The 24,599-nt window shown below is 72.1% G+C and carries 28 protein-coding genes; 8 read left to right on the top strand and 20 right to left on the bottom strand.

Going from position 1 to position 24,599, the window contains the following annotated elements:
* Nucleotides 1-29 precede the first annotated feature (29 nt).
* The 19 genes from AB0J42_RS22845 to AB0J42_RS22755 all read right to left on the bottom strand — a co-directional run bounded on the left by AB0J42_RS22845 (nt 30) and on the right by AB0J42_RS22755 (nt 16,781).
* Nucleotides 30-899, bottom strand: a complete 870-nt coding sequence (locus tag AB0J42_RS22845; RefSeq protein WP_364297499.1) for a glycosyltransferase family 2 protein — start codon at nt 897-899, stop codon at nt 30-32.
* The gene (locus AB0J42_RS22840) at nt 892-2,334 is read right to left on the bottom strand and encodes an oligosaccharide flippase family protein (RefSeq protein ID WP_364297497.1); all 1,443 of its coding nucleotides are present in this window, start codon (nt 2,332-2,334) and stop codon (nt 892-894) included. Before AB0J42_RS22840 ends, AB0J42_RS22845 begins: the two co-directional genes overlap by 8 nt.
* Entirely contained in the window at nt 2,331-3,287 is a 957-nt protein-coding gene (locus AB0J42_RS22835; protein WP_364297547.1) for a hypothetical protein, read from the bottom strand. Before AB0J42_RS22835 ends, AB0J42_RS22840 begins: the two co-directional genes overlap by 4 nt.
* Nucleotides 3,287-4,552, bottom strand: coding sequence for a DUF4910 domain-containing protein (locus tag AB0J42_RS22830; RefSeq protein WP_364297495.1), 1,266 nt, complete (start codon nt 4,550-4,552; stop codon nt 3,287-3,289). The genes AB0J42_RS22835 and AB0J42_RS22830 overlap by 1 nt, the downstream gene beginning before the upstream one ends.
* Nucleotides 4,549-5,568, bottom strand: a complete 1,020-nt coding sequence (locus tag AB0J42_RS22825) for an NAD(P)-dependent oxidoreductase (protein WP_364297493.1) — start codon at nt 5,566-5,568, stop codon at nt 4,549-4,551. The genes AB0J42_RS22830 and AB0J42_RS22825 overlap by 4 nt, the downstream gene beginning before the upstream one ends.
* Before the next feature lie 6 nt (nt 5,569-5,574).
* Entirely contained in the window at nt 5,575-6,225 is a 651-nt protein-coding gene (locus AB0J42_RS22820; protein WP_364297491.1) for a PIG-L family deacetylase, read from the bottom strand.
* On the bottom strand, nt 6,222-7,001 hold the full coding sequence (locus tag AB0J42_RS22815) for a glucose-1-phosphate cytidylyltransferase (RefSeq protein WP_364297489.1): 780 nt from the start codon (nt 6,999-7,001) through the stop codon (nt 6,222-6,224). The genes AB0J42_RS22820 and AB0J42_RS22815 overlap by 4 nt, the downstream gene beginning before the upstream one ends.
* Nucleotides 6,998-8,200 (bottom strand): class I SAM-dependent methyltransferase, encoded by a 1,203-nt coding sequence (locus AB0J42_RS22810; protein WP_364297487.1) that lies wholly within the window; start codon nt 8,198-8,200, stop codon nt 6,998-7,000. Before AB0J42_RS22810 ends, AB0J42_RS22815 begins: the two co-directional genes overlap by 4 nt.
* Complete coding sequence (gene rfbC / locus AB0J42_RS22805) at nt 8,197-8,778, bottom strand: dTDP-4-dehydrorhamnose 3,5-epimerase (RefSeq protein WP_364297485.1); 582 nt, start codon at nt 8,776-8,778, stop codon at nt 8,197-8,199. The genes AB0J42_RS22810 and rfbC overlap by 4 nt, the downstream gene beginning before the upstream one ends.
* Nucleotides 8,775-9,707, bottom strand: coding sequence for a dTDP-4-dehydrorhamnose reductase (gene rfbD, locus AB0J42_RS22800; protein ID WP_364297483.1), 933 nt, complete (start codon nt 9,705-9,707; stop codon nt 8,775-8,777). Before rfbD ends, rfbC begins: the two co-directional genes overlap by 4 nt.
* Nucleotides 9,704-10,633: a dTDP-glucose 4,6-dehydratase gene (rfbB, locus tag AB0J42_RS22795; RefSeq protein ID WP_364297481.1), complete on the bottom strand. Its 930-nt coding sequence runs from the start codon at nt 10,631-10,633 to the stop codon at nt 9,704-9,706. The genes rfbD and rfbB overlap by 4 nt, the downstream gene beginning before the upstream one ends.
* The gene (locus tag AB0J42_RS22790; RefSeq protein ID WP_364297479.1) at nt 10,630-11,694 is read right to left on the bottom strand and encodes a glucose-1-phosphate thymidylyltransferase; all 1,065 of its coding nucleotides are present in this window, start codon (nt 11,692-11,694) and stop codon (nt 10,630-10,632) included. Before AB0J42_RS22790 ends, rfbB begins: the two co-directional genes overlap by 4 nt.
* Nucleotides 11,695-11,696: 2 nt before the next feature.
* Entirely contained in the window at nt 11,697-13,145 is a 1,449-nt protein-coding gene (locus AB0J42_RS22785) for a sugar transferase (protein WP_364297477.1), read from the bottom strand.
* Between the two features lie 271 nt (nt 13,146-13,416).
* Nucleotides 13,417-13,767 (bottom strand): hypothetical protein, encoded by a 351-nt coding sequence (locus tag AB0J42_RS22780; RefSeq protein ID WP_364297475.1) that lies wholly within the window; start codon nt 13,765-13,767, stop codon nt 13,417-13,419.
* Nucleotides 13,768-13,830: 63 nt separating this feature from the next.
* A complete protein-coding gene (locus AB0J42_RS22775) occupies nt 13,831-14,451 on the bottom strand; it encodes a GntR family transcriptional regulator (RefSeq protein WP_364297473.1) in 621 nt (206 codons plus the stop codon).
* 10 nt (nt 14,452-14,461) lie between these two features.
* Nucleotides 14,462-15,349 (bottom strand): EamA family transporter, encoded by an 888-nt coding sequence (locus AB0J42_RS22770; RefSeq protein WP_364297471.1) that lies wholly within the window; start codon nt 15,347-15,349, stop codon nt 14,462-14,464.
* Nucleotides 15,350-15,368: 19 nt separating this feature from the next.
* Entirely contained in the window at nt 15,369-15,764 is a 396-nt protein-coding gene (locus AB0J42_RS22765) for a hypothetical protein (protein ID WP_364297469.1), read from the bottom strand.
* 167 nt (nt 15,765-15,931) lie between these two features.
* Nucleotides 15,932-16,426, bottom strand: coding sequence for a GNAT family protein (locus AB0J42_RS22760; protein ID WP_364297467.1), 495 nt, complete (start codon nt 16,424-16,426; stop codon nt 15,932-15,934).
* Nucleotides 16,407-16,781, bottom strand: coding sequence for an MmcQ/YjbR family DNA-binding protein (locus tag AB0J42_RS22755; protein ID WP_364297465.1), 375 nt, complete (start codon nt 16,779-16,781; stop codon nt 16,407-16,409). Before AB0J42_RS22755 ends, AB0J42_RS22760 begins: the two co-directional genes overlap by 20 nt.
* A 99-nt stretch (nt 16,782-16,880) precedes the next feature.
* On the opposite strand from AB0J42_RS22755, the gene AB0J42_RS22750 reads away from it, so the two are divergent.
* From AB0J42_RS22750 to AB0J42_RS22715, 8 genes are all read left to right on the top strand, one after another.
* Nucleotides 16,881-17,819 carry a TetR family transcriptional regulator gene (locus AB0J42_RS22750; protein ID WP_364297463.1) on the top strand — a complete coding sequence of 313 codons (939 nt, stop codon included), beginning with the start codon at nt 16,881-16,883 and terminating at the stop codon, nt 17,817-17,819.
* 57 nt (nt 17,820-17,876) lie between these two features.
* Nucleotides 17,877-18,272: a hypothetical protein gene (locus AB0J42_RS22745; protein WP_364297461.1), complete on the top strand. Its 396-nt coding sequence runs from the start codon at nt 17,877-17,879 to the stop codon at nt 18,270-18,272.
* 176 nt (nt 18,273-18,448) lie between these two features.
* Nucleotides 18,449-20,050, top strand: a complete 1,602-nt coding sequence (locus AB0J42_RS22740) for an ATP-binding protein (protein WP_364297459.1) — start codon at nt 18,449-18,451, stop codon at nt 20,048-20,050.
* An 82-nt stretch (nt 20,051-20,132) separates the two neighbouring features.
* Complete coding sequence (locus AB0J42_RS22735; RefSeq protein WP_364297457.1) at nt 20,133-20,561, top strand: roadblock/LC7 domain-containing protein; 429 nt, start codon at nt 20,133-20,135, stop codon at nt 20,559-20,561.
* Nucleotides 20,558-20,914 carry a DUF742 domain-containing protein gene (locus tag AB0J42_RS22730; RefSeq protein WP_364297455.1) on the top strand — a complete coding sequence of 119 codons (357 nt, stop codon included), beginning with the start codon at nt 20,558-20,560 and terminating at the stop codon, nt 20,912-20,914. Before AB0J42_RS22735 ends, AB0J42_RS22730 begins: the two co-directional genes overlap by 4 nt.
* Nucleotides 20,915-20,948: 34 nt before the next feature.
* Nucleotides 20,949-21,488, top strand: coding sequence for an ATP/GTP-binding protein (locus AB0J42_RS22725; RefSeq protein WP_364297453.1), 540 nt, complete (start codon nt 20,949-20,951; stop codon nt 21,486-21,488).
* Between the two features lie 11 nt (nt 21,489-21,499).
* On the top strand, nt 21,500-22,702 hold the full coding sequence (locus tag AB0J42_RS22720; protein ID WP_364297451.1) for a cytochrome P450: 1,203 nt from the start codon (nt 21,500-21,502) through the stop codon (nt 22,700-22,702).
* An 8-nt stretch (nt 22,703-22,710) separates the two neighbouring features.
* Nucleotides 22,711-23,934: a cytochrome P450 gene (locus AB0J42_RS22715; protein ID WP_364297449.1), complete on the top strand. Its 1,224-nt coding sequence runs from the start codon at nt 22,711-22,713 to the stop codon at nt 23,932-23,934.
* A gap of 190 nt (nt 23,935-24,124) precedes the next feature.
* Here AB0J42_RS22715 and AB0J42_RS22710 read toward each other — a convergent pair whose 3' ends face one another.
* The gene (locus tag AB0J42_RS22710) at nt 24,125-24,598 is read right to left on the bottom strand and encodes a MarR family transcriptional regulator (RefSeq protein WP_364297447.1); all 474 of its coding nucleotides are present in this window, start codon (nt 24,596-24,598) and stop codon (nt 24,125-24,127) included.
* Nucleotide 24,599 lies beyond the last annotated feature (1 nt).

Raw genomic sequence — 24,599 nt, 5'->3', positions numbered from 1 at the left:
AGAAGAAATCGCCTGGTTCAGCAGGTGCGTTACACGAGGCGGGCCAGGGAGAGCAGCTTGCGGCTCCGATGGGCGACCGTCCGCCGCTGGCGTCGCGCGTACATCCGGAGCACCGCCGCGCGCGCCCGCCGCCGCTGCTCGTCGGTGAGGTCGGCCCGGCGCACCCAGGACAGCAGCTCCCGGCACTGCAGCGTGTTGGACAGGTGCGACTGCCAGACGGGCACGCCGAGCCGCCGGGCCACCCCGGCGATGCGCTCGGCCCGCCAGTTGCGGTGCGCGAGCACCTCGGGCACGTGCGCCCACGGCCCGGCCAGCGCCAGCTTGGCGGCGAACACCTCGTCCTCGCGGAGCATGTTGCGGCGCGGGATGCCGGTGGCGACGTCGCGGCGGAGCATCCCGTACAGCGGGTCGATCAGCAGGTGGCTCTCGTTGAGCAGCCGGAGCATCTCGGCGAAGCGGGTCACCGGGTCGGCGGAGGAGAGCGCGGTGCCGTCGTAGGGGGCGGTCCGCGGCACCCCGTCGGGGCCGGTGTAGGCGACCTGCGTGGTGACCAGCACGGTCCGCTCGTCGGCGGCGAACGCGGCGAGGCTGCGGGAGACACAGGACGGTTCGAGCCGGTCGTCGTCGCCCATCCAGCGCAGGTAGGCGCCGCGTGAGATACGGGCGGCGTGCACGAAGTTGCCGAGCAGGCCGACGTTCTCGGGATGCCGGTGGTAGACGATCCGGGGGTCGGCGGCGGCCAGGTCGCGGCAGAGCTCCTCGGTGCCGTCGGTGGAGGCGTTGTCGGAGACGACCAGCTCCAGGTCCGGGTGGTCCTGGGCGAGCACCGACCGGATCGCCCCCTCCAGCCGGTGCGCGCCGTTGCGCACCGGCAGCGCGATCGAGACCAGGTCAGACACGGGCCCTCCCGAGACGTACGAGTTGCAGGAGCGCGGCGCGGGGCACCGCGACGAGCGCGAACAGCAGCATCCCGGCCCCGCCCGCCACGCAGAGCTGGAGGAACGCCCCGTCGACCACCGCGGCGAGCCCGGCCATGACCAGCCCGGCGAGCACGACGCCGAGCAGCGGCCTGGCCAGCCCGGCGGCGAACAGCCCCGGCGGCACCCCGGCCCGGCGCAGCGCGAACGCCAGCAGCGGCAGCGCCAGGACCAGAGCGACCGACGCGTGCGCGACCGCCGCCCCCTCGATGCCGCCGTCACGGGCGCCGACCAGCAGGGCGGGCACCAGCGCGAGCGCCCAGCAGGCGTTGACCCAGAGGGTGGGCCGGGTCCTGCCCAGCCCGGCCAGAATGTCGGTGATCAGCAGGCTGAGCATCCGCACGGCCATCACGATCGCCAGGAACCGCAGCGCCCCGGCCGCCGGCAGCCAGCGCGACCCGTACAGGAACTCGACCAGCGCGGGGGCGAGCACGCACATGACAGCGGCGATCGGCAGCACGAGGCAGCCCAGCAGCGGGACCGCCCGCCGCACCCCCTCGCGGACCTCGTCCGCGCCGCCCTCGGCCAGCCGGGAGAAGCTGGGCAGCGCCACATAACGCAGGGCGGTGCCGATGATCCCCGGCACCCAGGCCGCGATGTTGAAGGCGAGCAGGTAGAAGCCGAGCTGGGCGCTGCCGAGCGCGTCCCCGACGATCACCACGTCGACGTTGAGCAGCAGCCCTTCGATGCCGAGCCCGGCGCAGAGCGGCAGCCCGAAGCGGAGCAGCCGCGCGGCCAGCGCCCGGTCGAAGCCGAACGCGATCCGCACCCGGGCGAGCACCAGCACCAGCACGCCGGTGAGGGCGGCCCCGCTGAGCTGCCCCCAGGCGAAGCTGTAGGCGCCGGCGCCCCCGGCGGCGAGCGTGATGGCGACGGCCGCGTTGGCGCAGAACCCGGCCAGGTTGGCCCAGGCGAGCTTGTCCTGCTCGAAGCGGCGCATCAGGGCGGCGCTGCGCACCGCGGTCAGCCCGTAGACGACGTTGGTGGCCATCAGGATGCGGATGACCCAGGTGGCGTCCTCGTTCCCGGCGAAGCTCGCGTAGAAGGGGGCGATCACCCAGAACAGCCCGTACAGGGTGAGGCTGGAGGCGATGGCGACCACGGTGGCGGTCGGCGCGATCTCCTCAAGCCTGCCGCGCCACTGCACGGTGGCGGCGATGACCCCGGCGTCGTTGACGTAGATGACGAACTGGCTGGCCGCCAGCGCGATGGCGAACACGCCGAAGTCGTCGTTGGTCAGCAGCCGGGCCAGCACCAGGCTCATCGCGAACGAGCCGGCCTTCATGACCACGTTGCCGACCAGGGTCCAGCGCAGGCCGCGGCCCGCCTTCCGCCCGACCTCGCCGACGCCGTTCACGTACCGTCCTCGACCCTCTCCAGCCAGATCTCCCGCCAGAACGGGACGAACTCGCGCGGGCAGCTGGCGTTGTAGACGCCTTCGCAGACCAGGTCGTCGAGGATGATGCAGGGGCTCTTCATGTGGAGCATCCGCCCGGTCTTCTCGTCCAGGCAGCGCTCCACCCGGGCGCGCACCCGCGCGGTCCGGCCGCAGTAGCGGGCCATCTCCTCCTCGAAGCCGAGCCCCCGGTTGAGCAGGTCGGCGTTGAGCGTGTCCTCGATCTCCGCCTTGGACTTGATCCTGACCAGCTCGCCCGGCTGGAGGTCGAGCTTGCCGGTGGGCGTGGTCCGCCCGGCCCGCCCCTCGACGAACCCCCAGCGCAGCCCGCGCCGGAACCAGAGCCGGCGCGGCAGCGCCTTCTTGCTGACCTCCTGGAGCCGGTTGAACAGGCCGACCAGGAACGTCCGTGCCACCGCGAGCACCCCGGCGTTCCCGCTGCGCACGTCGGTCACGTACTGGCCGAGGTCGCGGAAGGGCAGGCAGGTGGGCGCGGCCCTGAGCAGCTCGGTGGCCTGGCAGGAGTACGCGTCCGGCCCCTTGCGGGTGTTGACCTGGAGCAGCGGCAGCAGCCGCGGCGACGGCGCGGCGGGCCGGGGCGGCTCGCCCGGCTCGACCTTCCGGAGCCAGGCCTCCTTCCAGTAGAGGGAGCAGGCGGTCTGGCAGCCGCCGTGCGCGGCGCCGTCGCAGCGGGCGCCGGTGAGGTGGACGGCCCGCTCCATCCGGCGCATGCCGCTGCGGCTGATCGTGTCGCAGAGTTTGTGCGCCACCTTGTGCACGGTCAGGCGCTGCCCGCAGTAACGCAGCATCTCCGGCATGAACGGCAGGTTCTCCAGCTCGCCCCGCCCGTCCAGGGTGGCCAGGATCTCCTCCTGGCTGCGGACCTCGACGAGGTCCCCCACGCGCAGCTCCATCACGAACCCTCCCGTTCGAGCAGCCCGGCGGCTTCCAGCGCGGCGGCGGCCTCGGCCACCGCGTCGAAGGGCAGGCCGGACCGTTCCGCGACGTCGAGCAGGCTGTGGCCGCCGTCCGACTGGTTCAGCACCCATAACATCGCCAGCTGGGCCTCTTGTGTGTCACTGCGCCCGCCGAGCGACCCGTACAGGCCGCGCCTGCCGAGCTGGGGCTCGCCGTACGGGCTGAGGTTGCGGTAGCGGGCGTCGCGTTCGAGCACGCGCACCGCCTCCCGCAGCACCTCCAGCGTCTCGGTCATGGCCTCGGCTGTGACGAAGCCGGGGTGGTCGCCGGAGGTGTGGTACTCGGGGTAGCCCGCGTACGGGGTCCTGGTGAGGCTGCCGACGGGCAGGTCGAAGCCCGGGGAGCAGTACTGCCGCTCGTCGTACCCGTACGGGGAGAAGTCCAGGATCGTGTGCGGCCGGCCGGCGAGCACGTGCGCGAGCACGCGGTCGATCCCGGCGTCGCCGCGTCTGCTGCGCTTGTACGTGAGCGGGCCGGGGTCGCCGGCGCAGGCGAGCGTCAGCCCGGCCCTGATCCGGCCCACCCGGTCGCGGTTGCGCGCCAGCCAGGTGATCGCGCCGATCGTGCCGGGCGCGAACACGAACCGGTACGTGAACCGCGGCGACTCCAGCCGGGCCGCGAGCGCGACCGCCACGGCGATCCCGGCCAGGTTGTCGTTGGCCAGCGACGGGTGGCACACGTGGCAGGAGATCAGCACCTCCTCGTCGCTGTCGCCGTGGACCACGTGCTCGGCGTAGGTGAGGTGCCCGTCGGCCAGCGTCGAGTCGATCAGCACCTCGTACGGGCCCTCGTCCAGCCCGTCGAGCGTCTTCTGACTGAGGCAGAACCCCCACGTCTCGCTGTAGTAGCTGGTCCGGTACGGCACCAGGCCCGGCTGGTCGGGCAGCGTGTGCAGCCGGGGCCGCAGCTCCTCCAGGGTGTACGTGCCGCGCACCGGCACGCTGTAGCCCACCACGTGCAGGTTGAGCCGCCGGAAGTCGACCACCCGCCGCCCGGACGGGTCCTTGATGTACGCGTCGTGGATGTTCCATTCCTTGGGCACGGCCCAGTCGAGCACGGGCGTCCCGGTGGGCACCTCGTGCACGTCGAGCGGCAGGTGCTCGCCGACGATCTCCAGCGTGCGGCGCACCCCGTCGCCGGTGATGGAGCGGCAGATCGGGTAGAGCCGTTCGACCAGGGCGTGCATCTCCTCACCGGTCACGCGCGCAGCTCCGGGTCCACGGTGCCGTCGGCGCGGCGGTCGGCGAGCCGGGCCAGCCGGGTGAAGCGCCGCTCGAAGCCGTCCGCGGTGAGCCCGTGCCGCCGGTAGGCCGCGGCCAGCTCGACCGCCCCCTCCTTGACGGTCCACCGGGCGTGGAACCCGGGCAGCGCGGCCCTGATGCGGGAGAAGTCCACCCGGTACGAGCGAGGATCCGCCCCGCTTTCCCCGGTGATGAGCAGTCCGGCGCCGGGCACCGCCTCCACCACGTGCTCGGCGATCTCGGCGACGGTCAGGTTGTTCTGCTCGCCGCCGACGTTGAACGCCCGGTCGTGCACCGCCTCGCGCGGCGCGACCAGGGCGGCGGCGAACGCCTCGGCGATGTCGGCCACGTGCACCAGGGGCCGCCAGGGCGTGCCGTCCGACAGCACCCGCACCACGCCGGTCAGGTGGGCGTGCCCGACCAGGTTGTTGAGCACGATGTCGGCCCGGAGCCGGGGCGAGAAGCCGAACGCGGTGGCGTTGCGCATGCTCACCGGGGAGAAGTCGGCGTCGGCCAGCTCCGACAGCTCGTCCTCGACCCGTACCTTGGACTCCGCGTAGGGGGTGACCGGCCGCAGCGGCGCGTCCTCGTCCAGCAGCTCGTCGCCGCCCGAGGCCCCGTACACCGAGCAGGTGGACGCGTACAGGAAGCGGCGCACGCCCGCGTCCTTCGCCAGCCTGGCCAGCCGGACGGAGGCCGTCTGGTTGATGGCGTAGGTCAGCTCGGGGGCGAGCGCGCCCAGCGGGTCGTTCGACAGCGCGGCCAGGTGGATCACCGCGTCGAAGCCGTCGAGCAGCCCGGCGGGCACGTCGCGCAGGTCGAGCCGGTGCCCGGGCGGGTCGGCCGGTTCCGGGCCGAGCACGCAGTCGGCGAACAACCCCGAGTCGAGGCCGACCACCTCGTGCCCGGCGGCGGTGAGCACCGGCGTCATGACGGTGCCCAGGTAGCCCTGGTGCCCGGTGAGCAGAACGCGCATATCGGATCAGCCTCCAGCGAGGTCGAGGGTGAGTTTCCGCAGGTAGAAGGCTTCGGCGTAGCGTGCCTGGCATTCGATCCCGCGGATTCTGGCCAGCCCGGCGAACGCCTCCCGGTCGAACCAGGAACGGCGGCGCTGCGACGGGTAGTGCTCCCAGAGCAGCGCGATCTTGGCCTCGACGACGGCCGGGCCGAGCGGCTGATAGGCGGAGGGGCGGCCGAGGTCGCCGTCCCACTTGACGATCTCGTACCCGAGGACCAGGTGGTCGCGGAAGGCGGTGGGCACCAGCTCGGCCAGCCCCCGATGGTCCTGGTGGGCGTCGCCGGAGTGCGGCGCGAGGATCAGGTCGGGCGAGATGCGGGCGCGCAGGTCCTCCACCGCCCGTTTGGCCTCGTCCCAGTGCGCGGGCAGCCGCCCGTCGGGCAGCTTGCCGACCGTCACGCGCAGGTCGGCGCCGGGGCAGAACGCGGCCAGCGCGTCGCGCTCCTCCCCCTCGCGCTCGGTGCCGCCGCCGGACAGCACCAGCGCCTCCACCCGGAGGCCCGGGTGGGCGGCGCAGAGGGTCAGCAGCGTGCCGCCCGCCCCGATCGCGATGTCGTCGCAGTGCGCGCCGACCGCGGCGACCCGGCGCAGCCCGTCGGGCACGAGAGCGATCATGCCGCCTTCTCCCAGATCGCCCACGGGCGGTCGCCGCGGGCGTAGGCGCGGTCCAGCTCGACGCGCTGGTTGACGGTGTCGGTGGGCCGCCAGTAGCCGCGGTACGGGTAGGCGAGCAGCCGGCCGCGTTTGGCCAGCTCCCGGCAGCCGTCCACGAGCAGGTCGCCGCCCTCGGGGATGTGGTCGAAGATCTCCTGCCGGAGCACGAAGTAGCCGCCGTTCACCCATAACGGCATGTCGGTGACGGCGGTGATCTGCCCGACCAGGCCGCCCTCCTCGACCTCCACGCAGTGGAAGGTGCCGGGCGGCGGCACCACCATCAGCGAGGCGCCCGCGTCCGACCGGGCGAACCGGTCGATCATGTCCGGCAGCGGCGCGTCGCTCAGCACGTCGGCGTAGTTGGCCAGGAACATCTCGTCGCCGCCGAGATGCTCGCGGACCCGCCGCAGCCGCTCCCCGATGGACGACTCGACGCCGGTGTGCACGAACGAGATCGTCCAGTCGGAGATGTCGTTGCCCAGCAGCTCGACCTGCCCGTTGCGGAGCACGAAGTCGTTGGACGCGGTCTCCTCGTAATGGAGGAAGAAGTCCTTGATCTGGTGCGCCCCGTAGCCGAGGCAGAGCACGAACTCCTTGTGCCCCCAGTGCGCGTAGTAGCGCATCACATGCCAGATCAGCGGTCTCGGGCCGACGAGCTGCATCGGCTTGGGCGCGTCCCCGGGAGCGCCGGTGCGCATCCGCGTGCCGTACCCGCCGCAGAAGAGGACGACCTTCACACGACCTCCAACTCGGGAATGGGGAAGACCAGCCGGCCACCCCAGTCATGGACATAGGAGAGCTGCCCGACCAGCTCGTCCCGCAGGTTCCACGGCAGGACGAGCACGTAGTCGGGCCGGTCGGCGGCGATCCGGCCGGGCTCGAAGACCGGGATGCGCGCGCCGGGGGTGAACTTGCCGTGCTTGTACGGGTTGCGGTCCACGGTGTAGGCGAGCAGGTCGGGCCGGACGCCGCAGTGGTTCAGCAGCGTGTTGCCCTTGCCGGGCGCCCCGTAGCCGACCACGGTCTTGCCCGCCTCGGCCGCGCCGACGAGGAACCCCAGCAGGTCGCGCCGGACCTTGGCGACCCGGGCCGCGAACCCGAGATAGCCCGACAGGTCGTGCAGCCCGGCGGCCTTCTCCAGGGCCAGCACGTCGCGCACCCGCTCCCCCGGCGTGCCGTCCGGCCGCGCCCACAGCCGGATCGAGCCGCCGTGGGTGGGCAGCAGCTCGACGTCCACCAGGGTCAGCCCGCCGCTCGCCAGCGCCCGCTGCGCGGAGGCGACCGTGTAGTACTGGAAGTGCTCGTGGTAGATCGTGTCGTACTGGTTGCGCTCGATCAGCGTCAGCAGGTGCTGCACCTCGATCGACACCCAGCCGTCGTCGGCGACCAGCGTGCGCAGCCCCTCGGTGAACCCGATCACGTCCGGGACGTGCGCGTACACGTTGTTCGCCACCACGTAGTCGGCCGGGCCGTGCTCCCGCACCAGCGTCCGGGCGGACTCCGGGGTGAGGAACGCGGTCACCGTGGGCACGCCCCGCCGCCGCGCCTCCGCGCCGACGTTCACCGACGGCTCCACGCCCAGGCACCGCACGCCCCGCTCGGCCACGTGCCGCAGCAGGTAGCCGTCGTTGCTGGCCACCTCCACCACGAACGAGTCCGGCCGCAGCGGCAGCCCGGCCACGAACGCGCGCGCGTGCTCCACCCAGGACGTCGAGTACGAGGAGAAGTAGGCGTAGTCGGTGAACGTCTCCTCGGGGGTGATCAGCGGCGGCAGCTGCGCCAGCCAGCACGCGGTGCAGACCCGCAGGTGCAGCGGGTAGGTGACCTCGGGCTCGTCGAGCTGCTCGGCGGTGAGAATCCGCTCGCACGGCGGGGTGGCCCCCAAGTCCAGCACCGAGGCCAGGCCGGCGGCGCCGCAGAGGCGGCAGGTCATCATGCCATCGCTCCCTTGTAGAACTCCTCGCACCGCCGGTACGACGGCAGCAGACCGGCGGACAGCGCCTCGGCCAGCGTGGGCGCGGCCGCGTCCTTCTCCGACAGCACCGGCTCCAGCCCGTCCGGCCAGGCGATGCCGAGCGCCGGGTCGAGCGGGTGCACGCCGTGCTCGCGGGCCGGGGCGTACGGGGTCGAGCACAGGTACATGACGGTGGCCCGGTCGGTGAGCGCGATGAACCCGTGCCCCAGCCCTTCGGCGACCAGCGTCGCGGTGCGTTCCTCGTCGTCGAGCAGGACCGTCTCCCACCGGCCGAACGTGGGCGAGCCCACCCGCAGGTCCACCACCACGTCCAGGACCGCGCCGGACACGCACATCACGTACTTCGCCTGCCCCGGCGGCACGTCGGCGAAGTGGATCCCGCGCAGCACGCCCCGCCCCGACACCGAGCAGTTGACCTGGGCGACGTCGAACCGGCGCGGCAGCCCGTCCGCCCGGAACGCCTCCAGGAACGCGCCCCGCCGGTCGCCGTGCACGACCGGGGTGTGCGTCCAGGCGCCGCCGATCCCGAGAGGTTTCACGACCCCGCCTTCCCGGCCGCCCGCCCGCTGGTGATCGCCCGCCCGTCCCCCAGGCCCGCCTTCGGGACGCCGCCCTTCGCCTGTCCGACCGGCAGGGCCTGCCCGTGCAGCACCGGCCAGGCGGCGTGCAGCGCGTCGCGCCAGGGCCGCAGCGGCTCGGTCCTCGTGCTGGCGAGCAGACTGTTGGCCGGGCGCCGGGCCGGGCGGGGGAAGCCCGCCGACGGCACCGGCCGCACCCGGTCCGGGTCCTCGCCCAGCAGCGCGAAGACCTCCCGGGCCAGCCCGTACCAGGTCGTCTCCCCGGAACTGGCCGCGTGGTAGACCCCCGGCGGCAGGTCCGACCGGGCCAGCCGGACCAGGTGGTCGGCCAGGTCCGCCGACCAGGTGGGCTGGCCGCGCTGGTCGTCCACGACCTCCACCTCGGGGCGGGTCGCCGCCAGCAGCGTCATGGTGCTGACGAAGTTCGGCCCGCCCGCCCCGTACAGCCAGGCCGTCCGGACCACGTACTGGCCCTGCTCCAGCGCCGCCCGCTCGCCCGCCAGCTTGGTCCGCCCGTACGCGTTGAGCGGGCGGGGTTCGGCGTCCTCCGGGTACGGGTCAGCAGAGGTGCCGTCGAAGACGTAGTCCGTCGACAGGTGCACCAGCCGGGCCCCGGACCGTTCACAGACCTCGGCCAGCGTCCGCACCGCCGTGCCGTTGATCTCCAGGGCCTCGGCCTCGCGGGTCTCCGCCAGGTCGACGGCCGTCCAGGCGGCGCAGTTGACCACCACCCGGGGCCGGTAGGCACGCACCAGGTCGCGGACCGCGCGGGCGTCCCGCAGGTCCAGTTCGTCGCGGCCGGGCGCGAGCACCGGCTCACCCGTGAGAGCGATCCGGTGCAGCAGGTCGGCGGCGAGCATGCCCCGGCCGCCGGTGATCAGCCATCTCATAACCCGGCCCACCAGTCGCGGTTCGCCGCGTACCAGCGGACGGTCTCCTTGAGCCCCTGCTCGAACGGGACGCGCGGCCGGTAGCCGAGCGCGCGCAGCTTCCCGTCGTCGAGCGAGTACCGCCGGTCGTGCCCCTTGCGGTCCTCGACGTACTCCACCATGTCCCACCCCTTGCCGCACGCCTCCAGCAGCAGGCCGGTCAGCTCCCTGTTCGTCAGCTCGGCGGTGCCCGCGATGTGGTAGACCTCGCCGGGCTCGCCCGCCTCGGCCACCAGGCGGATGCCCGCGCAGTGGTCCTCGACGTGGATCCAGTCGCGCACGTTCCCGCCGTCGCCGTAGAGGGGGACCTTCCGCCCGCGCAGCAGGTTCGTCACGAACAGCGGGATGATCTTCTCCGGGTACTGGCGCGGCCCGTAGTTGTTGCCGCAGCGGGTGATGGACACGTTCAGCCCGTAGGTGATCGCGTACGAGCGGGCGATCAGGTCGCCGCCCGCCTTCGACGCCGCGTACGGGGAACGCGGTCGCAGCGGCGCGTCCTCGGTCCACGACCCCTCGTCGATCGTCCCGTACACCTCGTCGGTGGAGACCTGCACCACCCGCGGCACCCCGGCGTCCAGGCAGGCGCGCAGCAGCGTCTCTGTGCCGAGCACGTTGGTGCGGACGAACTCGCCCGCCTCCGCGATGGACCGGTCGACGTGCGACTCGGCGGCGAAGTTGACCACCAGGTCGTGGCCGGGCACCACCTCGGCCAGCAGGTCCGCGTCGCAGACGTCGCCGTGCACGAACGTGTGCGCGACGCCCTCCAGGTTGGCGCGGTCGCCGGCGTAGGTGAGCTTGTCCAGCACCGTCACCTCGGCGCCGGAGAGCGAGCGGGCGAAGTGCGAGCCGATGAACCCGGCACCACCCGTGACCAGGACTTTCCTCATGGACAGATCTGTACCTTGCTGTGATCGCCGAGCACGAGCCGGTGTGCTCTGGGCGTGTCGGGAGCCCGGGTGACCTCGGCGTCGTGGCCGATGAGCGACTGCTCGATCCGGCCCACCCCGTCGATCGACGCCCGCGGCATCAGGATCGAGTACTCGACCTCGCTGCGCGTGACCGCGCAGCCCGCCCCGATCGAGGTGTACGGGCCGACGTACGAGTCGCGCACGACCGCGCCGGACCCGACGATCACGGGGCCGACCAGCCGCGAGCGCTCCACCACCGCGCCCGCCTCGACGCGCACCCGGCCGATCAGCTCGCTGGCGTCGACCCGCCCGAGGGTTTCGGGGTCGAGCGATTCCAGCACGAGCCGGTTCACCTCCAGCATGTCGGGGACGTTGCCGGTGTCCTTCCAGTAGCCGCTGATCACTGACGACTCGACCCGCAGGCCCTCTTCCAACAGCCACTGGATGGCGTCGGTGATCTCCAGCTCGCCGCGCCACGACGGCTTCAGCTCGGCCACGGCGGCGTGCACCGCCGGGCTGAACAGGTAGACGCCGACCAGCGCGAGGTCGCTCTTGGGCGAGGCCGGTTTCTCCTCCAGGCCGACGACCCGGCCGTCCGCGTCCAGCTCCGCCACCCCGAACTGCCGCGGGTCGGCGACCCGGGTGAGCATGATCTGCGCGGCCGGCCGGTCGCGGGTGAAGCGGTCCACCAGGCCGGTGATGCCGCCCACCACGAAGTTGTCGCCGAGGTACATGACGAAGTCGTCGTCGCCCAGGTAGTCGCGGGCGATCAGCACGCCGTGCGCCAGCCCGAGCGGCGCCTCCTGGCGCAGGTAGGTGACCTCCAGCCCGAAGGCCGAGCCGTCGCCGACGGCCGCCTCGATCTCCGCCCGGGTGTCGCCCACGACCAGGCCCACCTCGCGGATCCCGGCCTCGGCGATCGCCTCCAGGCCGTAGAAGAGCACCGGCTTGTTCGCGACCGGCACGAGCTGTTTGGCCGAGGTGTGGGTGATGGGCCGCAGCCGGGTGCCCGACCCTCCGGCGAGCACGAGTGCTTTCACCGTCAGTACGCCCCTTCTCCCCGCGCCACCACGGACCAGGTCTTCCAGAGGATCTGCAGGTCGAGGACGAGCGACCAGTTCTCCACGTACCGCAGGTCGAGCCGGACGGACTCCTCCCAGGTCAGGTCGGAGCGCCCGCTGACCTGCCAGAGCCCGGTCATGCCCGGTTTGACGACGAGGCGGCGGCGCACGTCGGCGCCGTACTGGGCGACCTCCTCGCGCAGCGGCGGGCGCGGGCCCACCAGCGACATCTCGCCGCGTACCACGTTGAGCAGCTGGGGCAGCTCGTCGAGCGAGTAGCGGCGCAGGAAGGCGCCGATCCCGGTGATCCTTGGATCGTTCCGCATCTTGAAGAGCACGCCGTCGAACTCGTTCGGCAGCCCCTCCTTGAGCCGCTCCGCGCCGTCGACCATGGTGCGGAACTTGACCAGCCGGAACTCCCTGCCGCCCCGCCCGACCCGGGTCTGGAGGAACAGCGCAGGGCCGGGGCTCGTCGCCCGGATCAGCGCCGCGATGACCAGCAGCGGCAGGGCCAGCAGCAGCAGCGCCGCCAGCGCGACCAGCCGGTCGAACACGCTCTTGACGAACTGCCTGGCCCCGTCGAACTCGGGATGCTCCACGTGCAGCAGCGGCATCCCGGCGACCGGACGGATGCTGATCCGCGGCCCGGCCACGTCCAGCAGCGCCGGCGCGACGAACAGGTCGGTGCGCGCCGTCTCCAGGCTCCACGCCAGCCTGCGCAGCGCCGTCCCGTCCAGTTCGGGGCAGGCGAGCACGGCGACCGCGTCCGCCCCGGTCCGCGCCACCACGTCCGCCACGTCGCCGAAGGTGCCGAGGATCGGGATCCCGTCCAGGTCGTCGTCCTGCCGCCCGGCGGGCAGGCAGGCGCCGACGATCCGCATCCCGTGGTACGGCTGACGGCGGAACTGCATCACCAGGTCGAGGATCGACTCCCGGTGGCCGACGGCGATGACCTGGCGCATGTACTCGCCCAGCGCTCTCCTGCGGTGCAGCCGTTTCCGCATCCGGTAGCGGAAGCCGAGCGTGGCGATCAGCGCCAGCGGCAGCATGGCCAGCACGAAGCTGCGCGCGATCGTGGTCTGGGTGGCGTAGGCGCCGATGGCGACGGCCGCCATCAGCCCGACCCCGCCGTTCAGCACCGCCTTGAACTCGTCGGTCCCCTCACCGTTCGCCCGCTGCCGGTAGGCGCCGCCGAGCGCGAGCGCGACCGGCCAGGCGAGGACCAGCCCGACGCCGAGCATGAACTCCTCGGCCGGGATGTAGATGCCGCTCAGCAGCCGGACGCCCAGCACGCACACACAAGCCAGCAGAACGCACGCCGTGTCCCCCGATAACAGCAGCCGTAAGTACGCGCGCGTCCAGATGCTCGACGCGTGGCGCGGTCCGGCGTCGAGGAGCACGTCGGCGGACTCCCCAGTCCCCACCCACATAGCACCACCCAGAGTCTCCGTGCCGTGTCATTGCAGACATTCCTTGACACCTTTCATGGGTCGGTGAATCCCCACGAATCATCAAGGGCGGCGGCCCCCACTAAAGACTAAGGATCAACCTAATGTTGGGGAATAATTGAGATATGTCCACAATCGGACGAAGATTGTTGATCGTCAGATCTTGACGGACCGATCCATAAGTGATCTCTTAAGGGCGTTGACCAGCGGCTTTACGGTCTTGTTTCCGCTCGATTATGGCGCGCCGGAATCGCTAGTCGTACTCCAGATCAGGCAGCGCGGTCGGCGGATCCGGACTCCGCCACACCACCGTTACCCCGGCCTGCCGCGCGTCACTCGCTATCGTCAACCGATCCACATCGAAATCGGGCAGATAACGTAAACGTGCCAGAAAAGTCGCATCCGTCGCCGAACGCGGCACCACGCAGCCTTCACCGTCGCGGTCGAGCAGAATGTAGAGGACGTCGGAATCCCCCTCGGTGACCACACGGACCTCGACCACGTCCTCCCACGCCAGAGCCTCGACGCTCCCGTCGGCATAGTGGCGGGCCACGCCCTCTTCGGTGACGTACACGTAGGAGTCCGGCATCGGATTGCCGTGCATGGCCGCGATTCTTGCGAGTTCGGGGGCACTCCCGCAAGGGTTCGCGCATACCGGCCCTCGACCTTACGCCCCCCAGGTATGGGAGAGATGCGCCGCGACGGCCGCCCGGGCCGCGTCGGGCGGCCCCGCCGCGATGGCGTCCAGCAGCTCACGGTGCTCGCGCACCAGCACGTCCCGGTCCTCGTAGACCCGGCGCAGCCGCACCAGCCCGAGCCGGGTCTCGGCCGCCAGCGCGCCGTAGAGCCGCACCAGCCGGGGGCTGCCCACCGCCTCGATCAGCGCCTCGTGCAGCGCCATGTGCTCGGCCACCGCCTCCGACCACGGCGCGCCGGCACCGAGCGCGCCCATCCGGCCGAGCGCCGCTTCCGCCTCCGGCACCCGCCGCCCGGCCAGCGCCCCCGCCATCAGGTCCTCCAGCGGGCGCCGGACGAACATCAGGTCGTCCAGATCCGCCGGCGTCACCTCCGGGACGTACGCGCTGCGGTTCCGCTCCCGCCGCAGCAGCCCCTCGTGGACGAGCTGCGCCAGCGCCTCCCGCACCGTCGGCCGCGCCACCCCGTAGGAGGCGGCGATCTCCTGCTCGGGCAGCGGCGTGCCGGGCTCGATCTCGCCGGACAGCACGCGGCTGCGGAGCGCGCCCGCGAGCGCGCCGACCGCCGAGACGGGTCTGATCGGGGTGGGCACGGGTGCGACTCTAACGCCCCGCCGGAGCCTCGGCGGCCTCCTGTACGAACGAGCGCCGCCTCTCCGGAAGGGCCACCACCACCAGGCTGATCGCCAGCAGGGCCAGCCCCGCCACCGAGACCGGGGCCAGCCGCTCACCCAGCACGACCAGGCCGAGCAGCGCCGCCACCGCCGGTTCGGCCAGCGCCAGCGTGGCGGCCGTGGCCACCGGCGTCGTCCGCAGCCCCCGCCCGTACAGGAAGTAGGAGAGCGCCGTCGTCCCCAGCCCCAGGTAGAGGGCGGCGAGCAGGCCGCGCGGCTCGCCGAGCCAGCCCACCCCCTGCCAGAGCAGAACCGGCAGCATGAGCACCGAGGCCCCGCCGAACAGCACCCCCATCACCGCGTCCGACTCCGCGCCCGCGTCGATCGCGCCCGCCGCGCTGACCGCGTAGAACGCGTAGAGCAGGCCGCCGAGCAGCGCCAGCAGCACCCCGGACACGACCTGGCCGCCCGCCTCGGCCCCGCCGCCCGCGATCAGCGCCACACAGCCCGCCACAGCCGCCGCCGTGGCCGCCGCCCACCGGGCGCTGGGCCGCCTACGGTGCAGCACCCAGGAGAGCAGCCCCGTGAAGACCGGCCCGCTCCCGATCGCCACCACCGTGCCGATCGCCACCCCGGTCCGTGCGACGGCCGCGAAGAAACAGAGCTGGTAAGCGGCCACAGCGACCGCCGCCAGCAACAGCCCCGGCCGGACCACCCGCCGCAGCCCGGACCGGGCGAACACGGCGAGCGCGGCCCCGCCGATCACCAGCCGCGCGGCGGCCAGGGCGACGGAGTCGGCGGAGACGAGCAGACCCGCCGTGCCCGCCGTCCCCCAGAGCACAGCGGCCGCGACGACCGAGAGTGGGCCGTTCCTCATGGCTTACATTGTCTGACAACTAGACAAGCTCGTCCAACAAGTTATCCAGCAGCCGCCCCGCCGACTGAGCCACCTCACCGGCGTACTCGTCGAGCACTTCCAGCCCCGCCTCAATCTCGGGCACATGCACGGCAGGCAGCCCGACCAGCGCCTCCCCCTCGACCTCGGCCCCGCCCTCAACCCGGAACCCGTCACCCGACGCCGCCACGAGGACAGCGAACGTCACCTCACGCCCGTCAGGCAGCACGAACACGGTGCCGAGACGCATCCCGGCAGGCGGCACCACATAAGAGAAAGGACGGCCGCGGACGAACGGGTGATGTAACTCGGACAGGATCCCCGCCACCCGGCCCAGGGCCGCCAGCAGAGCTGCCGCGGCCCGGCTCTCGCCGTCCACCCCAGCAGCGTAGATCACCCACCCCTCCACCGCCAACAGAGGGGCGGTCCCGTCCGAGTGAGGGGACAGCCGAAGAGCAGGCCGAACTCAACACCACCCACACCTTTGCGAGAACCCCCGCGCCCGGGGTGTGGCGTACGAGTGAGGGGCGGACCGAAACGCCCTAGCGTCCGGGTGAGGGGTGTTCAGAGGGGTGGGTCGCTGGCCAGCCGGGCGTGCCGTTCGACGTCGTACCGGACCCCGTCGTAGTGGAGCCTGCCGCGCTCGATCCCCTCCGGGAGGAAGCCCGCTTTGACGGCCACCCGGCACGATGCCGGGTTGTCGACCCGGTGGCCCAGCTCCAGCCGGTGGAGGCCGCGCTCACCGAACGCCCACCGGGCCAGCTCAGCGGTGGCCGCCGCCGCGACACCGCGCCCCCGCATCTCGGGGACGGTCCAGTAGGACACCCAGCCGGTGTCGTGGTCGTCGATCCGGGTGACCGCCACGTTGCCGACGACCCGCCCGCCGAGGGTGACGGCGAAGGCGTGACCGGCGCCCTCCCAGGAGGCGATCCACCCGACCGCGTCGCGGTGGGTGACGACCGGCCAGGGGCTCTGCCGCCTGAGGTCGGGCGCCTGGAAGGCCCGGAACACGACGGGCGCATCGTCCTCCCGCCATGCTCTAAGTCTGATCTGTCCCATTAACGCCTATTTTATGAGCGGCCTCGAACGCAGTGACGAGCTGCTTCGGCGCGGTCAGGCACCACGCCTCGGCCGTCAGCTCGAACAGCTCATCGTGGTCGATCTTGTCGAGATGAACCACCACCCACCCGAACCGCCCCGCGGTGAACTGCTCCTCGAACACCTCGGGCCGCTCGGCCACCAGCGCCTTCTGCTCCTCGATCGTCGCCTTCAGCCCGACGGTCTCGGTGTCCTCCCACAGGTAGCCGAAGCCCTTGCCGCGCACCTTCAGCCCGACCCACCCGGGCCCGTCGCTCGTGCGCGCCTCCGGCAAGGCCGCCACCAGCTTCAGGAACTCCTCGACGCTCACACCCATGCCGCCTTGTGTAGCAAACCCATACGACAGTTCCTGTCGAAAAGGGCCGCACCCGGTCGTCAGCAGGGCGATACAAGCCTTCACAGAAAGGACGGGACCGTGGAGTTCCTGCCCATCGAGGCGGCCGGCGACGCGGTGACGGGGGCGACGACCGGCGTCGAGGTCCGTACGGTCGCCACCCCTGTAGAGGTGTACGACCTCGTCACGGACGTCGCCAGGATCGGCGAATGGAGCCCCGAGTGCACCGCCGCCGCCTGGATGAACGCGTCCGGCCCCGCCGCCGGCGCCCGCTTCGAGGCCCGCAACCACTACCCCGACGGCCAGGTCAGCCGCGTCACCTGCGTGGTCACCCGGGCGGCCCGCCCGCACACGTTCGCCTGGGACGTCCTCGACGGGACCGGCCGCCCCGGCTCACGCTGGAGCTACGAGATCACCCGCGACGCCCGGAGCACCGTGGTCCGCCACCGCTTCACCCACGGCCCGGGCGGCACCGGCCTGCGCGACGCCGCGGAGCAGAACCCGGACGGCGGCCCCGGCGCCGTCACCATGACCGCCGTGGCCCGCTCCGCCGGCGCCCCGAGCGGGTCGGTCTACCACCGGTTCCCCGGCCGTCCCGCCCTCCTGGCGGCGCTCTGGCTGCGTACGGTCGACCGCTTCCAGCAGGGCTTCCTCGCCGCGCTCGACACCGACCCGCCCTCGCAGGCGGCCCCGGCCGCCGCCCGCCATGTGATCGAGTGGTCCCGCGCCCATCCGCAGGAGGCCCGCATCCTGCTGTACGGGCCGGCCGACTTCGACCACCCGAACTGGCCCGAGCAGGCCCGCACCCGGCTGGCCACCGCGAACGACCGGGTCGCCGCCGCCCTGCGCGCCCTGGCCGCCCGCCTGGGCAGGAGTTCCCCGCACGACCTGGAGCGTCTGACCTTGGCGGCCATCGACATCCCCTACGCAACGGTCCGCCGCCACCAGTCGGCCGGCATCCCGCTGCCCGCCTACGCCGAGGACCTGGTGACCAGCTGCGCCATCGCAGTGGCAGGCTGAAGATCTAGAGAGACGTCGCTATTTCACTCGGAAGCTCGTCTGCCTAGAGTGATCGGCATGACCGCCACCAAGTCAGGCCGCTGGCCGTTACCGGTGACCGCCGCGTACGCCGGCCTGACGCCCCAGGCGGCGACCGGGCTGATCGGGGTGTGCCTCTACGGGCTCAGCGCGGCGGTGACCGTGACGAGCCTGGCGATATGGGCCTACCTCGCCGTGCCGGCGGCGATCACGGGTCTGACCGTCTGGTTCATGGTGCGCTATACGCGGCGCGAGCGGTGGGTCCGGTGGGGTGCGGTGGCGCTCCAGGTGGCCGAGGCCGCGGTTCGCCTGGTGGTGTGGTCGATCGATCCGGGGTTCGACGGCGACTGGCGTCCGGCGCTGAGCCTGCTCGTTCCCGCAGCCATCGCGGGCCTGCTTCTCATGCCCGCCGCCGCGCGCTGGTTCGACCGATAAGTCGACATATAAGTTGACTCGTGGTGGGGTGAAGTGAAACGGGTGTTTTGCCTGTTGTTAGTGATACTCGTGGTGCTACGGTAAGCGCCTGTTCCCGTTCGCTCTCTGTCACGAAGCGGTAACAGCAAGCCTCTGCTGCGCGGGGAGCAGCAGCACCGACCCCCCGAGGACCGCGGATGTCAGCAGACGTACCTCTTCAGCCGCAGCGCCGGCTCGCCCCGCGAGAGCTCACGGTCATCACCTCGCTGAGCACCTTGCTCGTGGTCGCCTGCCTCTGGCTCTGGGCGGTGTTCGCCACCCCGCCCGGCGCCCGGGGGGTGATGGCGGTCACCGGCGGGCTCTGCGCGATCCTGCTGACCGCCGCCGCCGGCATGATCGCGCACCACGTCGCCACCGGCCGCCGCCTGCGCGAACAGGCCAGAGCCGCCGCCGCCCGGGTCGCCCGGCTGGAACGTGAGATCGCCCGGGTGGCCGAGGACACCCTGCCCGCCCTGGGCCGCCAGGTGCGCGGCGGCGGATCCATCACCGACGCGCTCGCCCGGGTGCCGCAGCCACCCGACGCGCCACTCCAGCAACTGCTCAAGGCGACCGCGTACGAACTCGACGGGCTCGAACGCGAGCGGGCCATAGCGCACGCGTCGCGCTCGGCCACCGAGTCCGAGATCGTCAAGCTCACCCGCGACACGCTGCCCGAGCTGATCAAGCAGATCCACGAGGAGCGCAAGCCCGCCGCCGAGGCGCTCGCCGAGGTGCGGCAGCCCGTCCACGCCCCGCTGCGCGACCTGCTCGCCGAGATGGCCTGTCAGCTCGCCGAGGGCGACCGCAGGGGCGCCGCGGTGATGGCCGCCTGCGCCGGCGCCGCCGCCCGGGTGCAGGCCCAGGCCACCAGCCTGCTCGCCCGGCTGCGCGACCTGGAGGAGGAGTACGGCGACCAGGAGGAGGTCTTCGCCGACCTGCTCGACCTGGACCACCGCGTCTCCCAGCTGGGCCGGCTGGCCGACAACATCGCCCTGCTCAGCGGCGGCCGCTCCGGCCGCAGGTGGACCCGGCCGATCGTGATGGAGAGCATCCTGCGCGGCGCGATGGGCCGCATCAGCGCCTACCAGCGCGTCCGCGTCCACTCCGCCAGTTCGGCGGCCGTCGTCGGTTACGCGGCCGAAGGCGTCATGCACGCCCTGGCCGAGCTGATGGACAACGCCGCCACCTTCTCCGCGCACGGCACGGAGGTGCACGTGTACGTGGACGAGGAGGACGCCGGCATGGTGGTCACGATTGAGGACAGCGGCCTGGGCATGCGGCCCCGCGAGCGCCAGCACGCAGCCAAGCTCGTCTCCGAGCCGCTCGACCTGCGCACCCTGTCGGGCACCCGGCTGGGCCTGGCCGTGGTCGGCCGCCTGGTCGACAAGTACGGGCTCACGGTCAGCTTCCGGCCGTCGGCCCGGGGCGGCACCGGGGTCGTGATGCTGATCCCGCGCGTGCTCATCACCCAGCCCAAGACCGAGCCCGAGCCTCAGAACGTCATCGAGCAGCAGCCCCGCGCCGCCCTGGTGGCCGCGACCGTACCCGCCCAGGCGGCACCCGGCTCCGGCGAGGAGCCGTCGGAGGAGTCGCTGCCCCGGCGGCGGCGCGGGCAGACGCTCGCCCAGGCAGCCAGGTCACGACCGGCGGCCGCGGTCAAGCCGCCGCGCGACGGGCGCGAGGCCGCGGCCAGGTTCGCGGCGTTCCGTCAGGCGAGCGGCCGCGGACGCGGCGCCGATCCGGCCCCCGGCGACTCCTAGAGCCCGGGGCTGTGACCACCGCACCCACTTGGATCTCAGATAGGAGGCAGGGGCCGCCCCCGGGCGGACGCCCCGCGTTTCGATGAGCACAATCGACGCATCGCGTTCCACGGATCGCACCATCGACGGGCTGCTGGAAGGCCTCAAGGACCGGACCCCCGGCGTCAGGCACGTCCTGGTGCTGACCAGGGACGGGCTCAAGATGAGCTACAGCAGCGGGCTCTCCAGGGACAAGGCCGACCAGCTCGCGGCCCTGGCCGCCGGGATCCAGAGCCTGTCGCTGAGCGCCTCCGCCGAGTTCGGCGACGCGCTGGGAGCCGGGCAGGCGATGATGGAGTTCGCCGGCGGCCTGCTGCTCATCGTGCCCGCGGGAGAGGGCGCCCACCTGGCGGTGGTCGCCGAGGAGGACGGCGAGGTCGGGCTGATCGCGCACAACATGAACGAGCTGGTCGAACAGATCGGCGTCTACCTCACCGCCGCGCCGAGATCGGCCGAGAGCGGACAGGCATGAGCCGACGCCCGATCGACCGGGAGAGCCCGGACCGCCTCTACACGGTCACCGGGGGCCGCACCCGCGCCGACGAGACCGTGTTCGACTCGGTCTCGCTCATCGTCAGCGAGTGCGACCCCGTCCCCGGCATGCAGTCGGAGCACGTGAAGATCCTTCAGATCGCGCGCCGCCCGACGGCCGTGGTGGAGATCTCCGCGGAGCTGCGGCTGCCGGTCAGCGTGGTGAAGATCCTGCTGCGCGACCTGCTCGACACGGGACGCATCACCGTACGCCACCCGACCGCGCTCGCCGACGCGGGCCAGCCCGCTCCCGAGATCCTGAGGCAGGTGCTCGTTGCGCTCAACAACCTCTGACACGGCCTCGCTGCCGCTCTCCACCGCGGACGCGATGAAGATCGTGATCGTGGGCGGGTTCGGCGTCGGCAAGACCACCATGGTCGGCGCGGTGAGCGAGATCCGCCCGCTGAGCACCGAGGAGGTGATGACCGAGGCGAGCGTGGGCATCGACGACCCGAGCCGGGTCCGCGACAAGACCACCACCACGGTGGCCTTCGACTTCGGGCGCATCACAGTCAGCGACAGCTCGGTGCTCTACCTGTTCGGGGCGCCCGGGCAGGAGCGGTTCTGGTTCGTCTGGGACCAGCTGTTCGCCGGGAGCCTGGGGGCGGTCGTGCTGGTCGACACCCGCCGCCTGGAGGACTCGTTCTACTCGATCGACCGGCTCGAACACCACAACATGCCGTTCGTCGTGGCGGTCAACCGCTTCTCGGAGGGCGGCCCGTCGCTGGACGCCGTGCGGACGGCGCTGGACCTGTCGCCCGGCATCCCGCTCGTCGACTGCGACGCGCGGGAGCGGCAGTCGTGCAAGCACGTGCTGATCACGCTCGTCGAGCATCTCACCCGTCTGTACGAGCGGACCCCCGTCTGAGAGGGCACACCGTGACCCATCCCGAGCACGCCGTCCGGCTCTACGAACCGGAGGCCCTGGACGACCCGGCCGCGTTCCTGGAGAAACTGCGCGGCGAGCACGGCCCGGTCGTGCCGGTGCTCCTCGACGGCGACCTGCCGGCCTGGATCGTCCTCGGCTACCGCGAGCTGCACTACGTGGCCAGCCAGCCGCGGCTGTTCGGCCGCGACCCCCGGCGCTGGAACCAGGCCGACCAGGTGCCGCCCGACTGGCCGGCCCGCCCCCACGTCACCTTCCTGCCGTCGGTGGTGTTCACCGAGGGCGAGGAGCGGTCGCGGCGCGCCGGGGCGATCGGCGACGCGCTGGACGAGGTCGACCGCGTCGAGCTGGCCCAGCTCTGCGAGAAGGTGGCCGACTCCGCCATCGACCTGTTCTCCGGCGGCGGCGAGGCCGACCTGATCTCCCAGTACGCCCAGCTGATGCCCTCCCAGGTCATCGCCCGGCTGTTCGGGCTGCCGGAGCCGGACGTCACGACCCTGCTCCACGCCATCTTCCGGGCCATGACCGACCCGCCGAACCGCGCCCAGGCGGAGCACGAGATCGCCGAGATGATGGGCGGCCTGGTCGCAGGCAAGCGCGCCCGCCCCGGCCGGGACCTCGCCTCCCACCTGGTGACCCACGACGCCCGGCTCGACGACCCGGAGGTCATCTACGACATGCTGTCGCTGCTGGTCGCCTCCCAGGACAACTGCGCGGGCTGGATCGGCAACACGCTGCGGCTGATGCTCATCGACGACCACTTCCAGATGGACCTGCAAGGCGGCCGGACCAGCGTCACCGAGGCGCTCAACCACGTGCTCTGGAAGGACCCGCCGACCCAGAACCTGCCGTCGCGCTTCGCCACCCAGGACTGCGAGCTGGGCGGCCACCGCATCAGGAAGGGCGACCTGATCATCATCAGCCTGATCGCCGCGAACGCCGACCCCCAGGTGCGGCAGGGCGTCTCCGTCGCCAACCGGGCCCACCTGGCCTTCGGGCACGGCGAGTACGGCTGCCCCTTCCCCGCCCCCGAACTCGCGGAGATCATCACCAAGACGGCCGTCGAAGTCCTCCTGGACCGGCTCCCCGACGTGCACCTGACCGTGCCGCCGGAGGAGCTGCGGTGGCGCCGCAACATCTGGAATCGCATGCTGGAGGCCCTCCCGGTGGCCTTCACCCCGGCAATGAGCAGGTGATCCCGCCGATGAAGCACTCCGACGCCTACCCCGAGCACGCCGGCGCCGTGCGCCTGTACGGGCCGGAGGCCGTCGAGGACCCGGCCGCGTTCTTCGAGGAGCTGCGGCGCAAGCACGGCCCGGTCGTGCCCGTGCTGCTCGACGCCGACCTGCCCGCCTGGCTCGTGCTCGGCTACCGCGAGCTGCACCACGTCACCGGCGAGGCCCGGCTGTTCGGCCGCGACCCCCGGCGCTGGAACCTGCTGGATTACATGCCGCCCGACTGGCCGTCGCTCCCGTACGTGCTCTACCAGCCGTCCCTGGTGTGCAGCGAGGGCGAGGAACGGTCACGGCGCGCCGGAGCCATCGGCGACGCGCTGGACGGGATCGACCGCATCGAGCTCACCCACCTCTGCGAGAAGATCGCCGACCGGACCGTGGACGCCTTCTGCGGCGACGGCGCGGCCGACCTGATCGCGCAGTACGCCCAGCGCATCCCCGGCGAGGTCGTCTCCCGCCAGTTCGGCCTGTCGGAGTCGGACGCCCCCGCCCTCATCACCGACATCCTCCTCATCATGGACGGCGGCGAGAAGGCCATCGCCGCCGAACGCCGCACCACCGAGGCGATGGTCCGGCTCGTCACCGGCAAACGCGCCCGCCCCGGCCACGACCTCACCTCCCGCCTGCTGGCCCACCCCGCCGCCTACACCGACGAGGACGCCATCCGGGACATGGTCTCCCTGGTGATCGCCGCCCACGGCAGCACCGCCAACTGGATCGGCAACACCCTCCGCCTGATGCTCGTCGACGACCACTTCCAGATGGACCTCCAAGGCGGCCGGAGCAGCGTCGGCGAAGCGCTCAACCACGTCCTCTGGAAGGACCCGCCCGTCCAGAGCGTCCCCACCCGCTTCGCCACCCAGGACAGCGAACTCGCCGGCCACCGCATCCACCGCGGCGACATGATCGTGCTCGGCTTCGCCGCCGCCAACGCCGACCCCCAGGTCCAGCAGGGCTACACCGCGGCCAACCGCGCCCACATGGCCTTCGGCCACGGCGAGTACGGCTGCCCGTTCCCCGCCCCCGAACTGGCCGAGGTCATCGCCAAAACCGCCGTCGAAGTCCTCCTTGACCGCCTCCCGGACGTCCACCTGGCGGTCCCCCCCGCCGACCTCCGCTGGCGCCGCACCCTCTGGATCCGCGCCCTGGAGTCCCTCCCGGTCGCCTTCACCCCGGTCACCCACCGCCGCTGAGAGCGACCCGTACAGAAAAGATCACGGCGGCCTACTCATCCGGCACCAGAGCGCCGCCCGCTGAGGATGTACGCGCTAGTCCCACCCGCCCAGCAGCCGCAAGCCAGGTCGGGGACGAGGTCTTCCGCTTCGTCCACGTCCTCGTACGTCAGATTTCGTGAGGTGCGTGCCGGAGGGAACCAGCCCGGCTTCATTCGGTTGAGAAGCCGGCGCGGGACCTCAGCCGGTGGAAGATCTCGCCGAGCTGAGTTACCTCGTCCGCGGTGAGCGCGTCGAAGACCAGCTTTCGTACGGTGCGGACATGACCGGGTGCGGCGCGTTCGATGGCCGCCTGCCCGGTTTCGGTGATGCGGACGTACGCGCCACGGCCGTCGTCGGGACACCCCCGTCGACACACCAGGTCCCGCTTCTCCATCCGCGCGACGTGGTGTGACACCCGGCTGCGTTCCCACTGCAAGGCCGCCGCCAGGTCGGACACCCGGATTCGCCCTTCGGGGGACTCGCTCAGTACGACGAGCACCTGGTAGTCGGGGTTGGACAGCCCGGCGTCGGCCTGCATCTCGCGGTTGAGCGTTGCCAGCAGTTCGGCGTTGAGCCACATCCACTGCCGCCACATGTGCTGCTCGTCATCGTTCAGCCACGGGATGTCGTTCGTCACAGCCATA

It is taken from the genome of Nonomuraea sp. NPDC049649 (assembly GCF_040675175.1).
Lineage (GTDB): Bacteria > Actinomycetota > Actinomycetes > Streptosporangiales > Streptosporangiaceae > Nonomuraea.
Note: the sequence above shows the minus strand (reverse complement) of the source record. Positions and strands in the feature narration are given on the sequence as shown.

Excerpts from the sequence above, each read along its gene's own strand:
- AB0J42_RS22835 (WP_364297547.1), bottom strand. The coding sequence starts at position 3,287 with ATGGAGCTGCGCGTGGGGGACCTCGTCGAGGTCCGCAGCCAGGAGGAG.
- AB0J42_RS22825 (WP_364297493.1), bottom strand. The coding sequence starts at position 5,568 with ATGCGCGTTCTGCTCACCGGGCACCAGGGCTACCTGGGCACCGTCATG.
- AB0J42_RS22820 (WP_364297491.1), bottom strand. The coding sequence starts at position 6,225 with ATGATCGCTCTCGTGCCCGACGGGCTGCGCCGGGTCGCCGCGGTCGGC.
- AB0J42_RS22810 (WP_364297487.1), bottom strand. The coding sequence starts at position 8,200 with ATGATGACCTGCCGCCTCTGCGGCGCCGCCGGCCTGGCCTCGGTGCTG.
- rfbD (WP_364297483.1), bottom strand. The coding sequence starts at position 9,707 with ATGAGATGGCTGATCACCGGCGGCCGGGGCATGCTCGCCGCCGACCTG.
- rfbB (WP_364297481.1), bottom strand. The coding sequence starts at position 10,633 with ATGAGGAAAGTCCTGGTCACGGGTGGTGCCGGGTTCATCGGCTCGCAC.
- AB0J42_RS22785 (WP_364297477.1), bottom strand. The coding sequence starts at position 13,145 with ATGTGGGTGGGGACTGGGGAGTCCGCCGACGTGCTCCTCGACGCCGGA.
- AB0J42_RS22780 (WP_364297475.1), bottom strand. The coding sequence starts at position 13,767 with ATGCACGGCAATCCGATGCCGGACTCCTACGTGTACGTCACCGAAGAG.
- AB0J42_RS22770 (WP_364297471.1), bottom strand. The coding sequence starts at position 15,349 with ATGAGGAACGGCCCACTCTCGGTCGTCGCGGCCGCTGTGCTCTGGGGG.
- AB0J42_RS22760 (WP_364297467.1), bottom strand. The coding sequence starts at position 16,426 with ATGGGACAGATCAGACTTAGAGCATGGCGGGAGGACGATGCGCCCGTC.
- AB0J42_RS22755 (WP_364297465.1), bottom strand. The coding sequence starts at position 16,781 with ATGGGTGTGAGCGTCGAGGAGTTCCTGAAGCTGGTGGCGGCCTTGCCG.
- AB0J42_RS22745 (WP_364297461.1), top strand. The coding sequence starts at position 17,877 with ATGACCGCCACCAAGTCAGGCCGCTGGCCGTTACCGGTGACCGCCGCG.
- AB0J42_RS22740 (WP_364297459.1), top strand. The coding sequence starts at position 18,449 with ATGTCAGCAGACGTACCTCTTCAGCCGCAGCGCCGGCTCGCCCCGCGA.
- AB0J42_RS22735 (WP_364297457.1), top strand. The coding sequence starts at position 20,133 with ATGAGCACAATCGACGCATCGCGTTCCACGGATCGCACCATCGACGGG.
- AB0J42_RS22730 (WP_364297455.1), top strand. The coding sequence starts at position 20,558 with ATGAGCCGACGCCCGATCGACCGGGAGAGCCCGGACCGCCTCTACACG.
- AB0J42_RS22725 (WP_364297453.1), top strand. The coding sequence starts at position 20,949 with ATGAAGATCGTGATCGTGGGCGGGTTCGGCGTCGGCAAGACCACCATG.
- AB0J42_RS22715 (WP_364297449.1), top strand. The coding sequence starts at position 22,711 with ATGAAGCACTCCGACGCCTACCCCGAGCACGCCGGCGCCGTGCGCCTG.
- AB0J42_RS22710 (WP_364297447.1), bottom strand. The coding sequence starts at position 24,598 with ATGGCTGTGACGAACGACATCCCGTGGCTGAACGATGACGAGCAGCAC.